The following is a 2,403-nucleotide window of genomic DNA, read 5'->3' as shown; positions in this document are numbered from 1 at the left end:
CTCACCACGACGCGTCCGCTGACGTGCCGCTGCCACGATGTGGACTGCTCGCCGGCGGGCGCGGAGGCGACGGTGAACTCGCACACCCCCTCCCCGGCGGGCCGCAGGACCAGCTGCAGCCGCACGGGACGATCCGGCTCCAGACGCAGCGGCTGGACAAACTGCACGTGGTTCAGGCTCACTTCGCCGCCGTCCTGCACCGCGGACGCGGCCTCCAGAGCCAGGTCGAGGAAGGCGGCGCCGGGCAGCCAGACCTCACCGTTGACCTTGTGCTCGGTGAGGTAGGCGAAGCGGCTGTCACGCAGGTCGATGTCGCTCTGGAACACGTGCCGGCCCGGCTCGTCGCTGGACTCGATGTGCGCGCCGAGGAGCGGTGAGGAGCCCGTCGTGATGGCCGGGGCCGGGGTCAGCCAGTGCCGTTCACGGGCGAAGGCGTAGGTCGGCAGGTCGGCGCGGCGGCCGTGCGGGAACAGAGCCGTCCAGTCGGGCTCGTATCCGGCGCTGTACAACTCGCCCAGGCGGTGCAGCAGCACGTCGGGCTCTTCCTGCCGACGGTCCAGCGAGCCGACGCCGACCGTGTCGATTCCGGCGGCGGCGGCCACCGACTCGACGGAGGAGAGCAGGGACGGGTGGGGACTGAGTTCGACGAAGTAGCGGTAGCCGTCGTCCAGCATCCGGCGGATGGTGTCCGCGAAGCGCACGGGCTGCCTGAGGTTGGCGTACCAGTAATCGGCGTCCAGCCGGTCACCGGGCACGGGTTCGGCCAGGACCGTGGAGTAGAGCCGAGTCGTCGCCGGGTGGCCCCGGACGGCCGAGAAGCCGTCGAGGAGCGCGTCGCGCAGGGGCTCCATCAGTGGGGTGTGCGAGGCGAACGGCGTCGACAGCAGCCGCACGGCGATCCCCTGCTCTTCGAGGTGCCGGCGCAGTTCGGCCAGCGCGTCGGTCTCGCCGGAGACGGCCGTGGAGCCGGCACTGTTGACCGCGGCCACGAAGAGCCTGCCGTGGTGGGGGCCGAGCAGCTCCTCGACCCGCTCCCGCGGCAGTTCCACAGAGACCATGCCGCCCTTGCCCACCAGGGGAATGACGGTTGCGGCGCGTGCGGTGACCACGGTCACCGCCTCGTCGAGGGCGAGGGCACCGGCACTGTAGGCGGCGGCGATCTCGCCGAGGCTGTGGCCCACGACGGCGTCCGGGGTGACGCCGAGTGGCCTCCAGGCGGCGGCCAGGGCTGCGTTGACCGCGAACAGCACCGGCTGCAGGTACTCGGTCCAGTTCAGCGGGGAGTACTCCTCGGGTGCCTGCAGCGCCTTGAGCACCGACCAGCCGGCGTGTCGTTGCACGGCTTCGTCGATCAGGGTCAGCTCTTGCCTGAAGGCGGCGGATCCGGACATCAGCTCCAGGCCCATCCCGGGCCTTTGGCCGCCATGCCCGGGGAACACGAAGGCCACTTTGCCCGTCCGCTCCTCACGGGGCGCCGAGAGCGGTGCCCGGCCACTGGCCAGGGCCTCCAGGACGGTGCGCAGCCCCTCGTGGTCGCGTGCGGTGATGGCCGTCCGCCACTCGAGGTGGCTGCGATGCCGGGCCAGGGTGTGGGCCACTTCCGGCAGACCGGTGTCATCGGCCAGATACCGGGACAGCCTCGCGGCCTGCCCGCGCAGTGCGTTCTCACTGCGTGCGGACAGGACAAACAGCCGTGTGCCTGGTGCGGGTTCGGGCGCTGTACCGGGCTCGTCCTGCGGGGCCTCCTCGACGATCACATGGGCGTTGGTGCCGCTGATACCGAAGGCGCTCAGCCCCGCCCGTCGAACTCGCTCCCCCGTCGCCGGCCAGGCGATCGGCTGCTGCAGCAGGTGCAGTCCGCTGCCGTCCCAGTCGACGTGCCGGCTGGGGGTGCCGGCGTGCAGGGTGGCGGGCAGGGTCTGGTGGCGCAGTGACTGCACCACCTTGATCAGTCCGGCCACGCCCGAGGCTGCCTGGGTGTGCCCGAGGTTGGACTTGAGGGAACCCAGGTGGAGCGGGCGATTCTGAGGCCGCGTATCACCGAATACCTGCTGCAGGGCGTTGGCCTCGATCGGGTCGCCCAGTGTCGTGCCGGTGCCGTGGGCCTCGACGTAGTCGATGTCGGCCGGTTCCAGCCCGGACAGCTCCAGTGCCCTGCGGATCACCTGCTCCTGGGCGGGGCCGTTGGGTGCGGACAGGCCCTGGCTGCGGCCGTCCTGGTTGACAGCCGTACCGCGCAGCACCGCGAGCACCTGATCGCCGTCGCGCCGGGCGTCGCTCAGCCGCTTCAGCACGATCATGCCGGCGCCCTCGGCCCAGATGGCGCCGTCGGCCTCGTCGGAGAAGGAGCGGCAGCGGCCGGTCGGGGACAGCCCGCGCAGCCGGCTGAACTCCACGAACGTC

Annotated in this window: 1 protein-coding gene; it reads right to left on the bottom strand. The window is 71.6% G+C overall.

The genetic code is table 11. The features are described from left to right. Positions 1–2,403: type I polyketide synthase (locus tag AB0N17_RS46155; RefSeq protein WP_366017656.1), on the bottom strand; the 2,403-nt coding region annotated here is incomplete at both ends.

Origin of the sequence: Streptomyces sp. NPDC051133 (assembly GCF_040682635.1) — a bacterium.
GTDB lineage: Bacteria > Actinomycetota > Actinomycetes > Streptomycetales > Streptomycetaceae > Streptomyces.
This window is presented reverse-complemented; position numbering and strand designations above follow the sequence as displayed.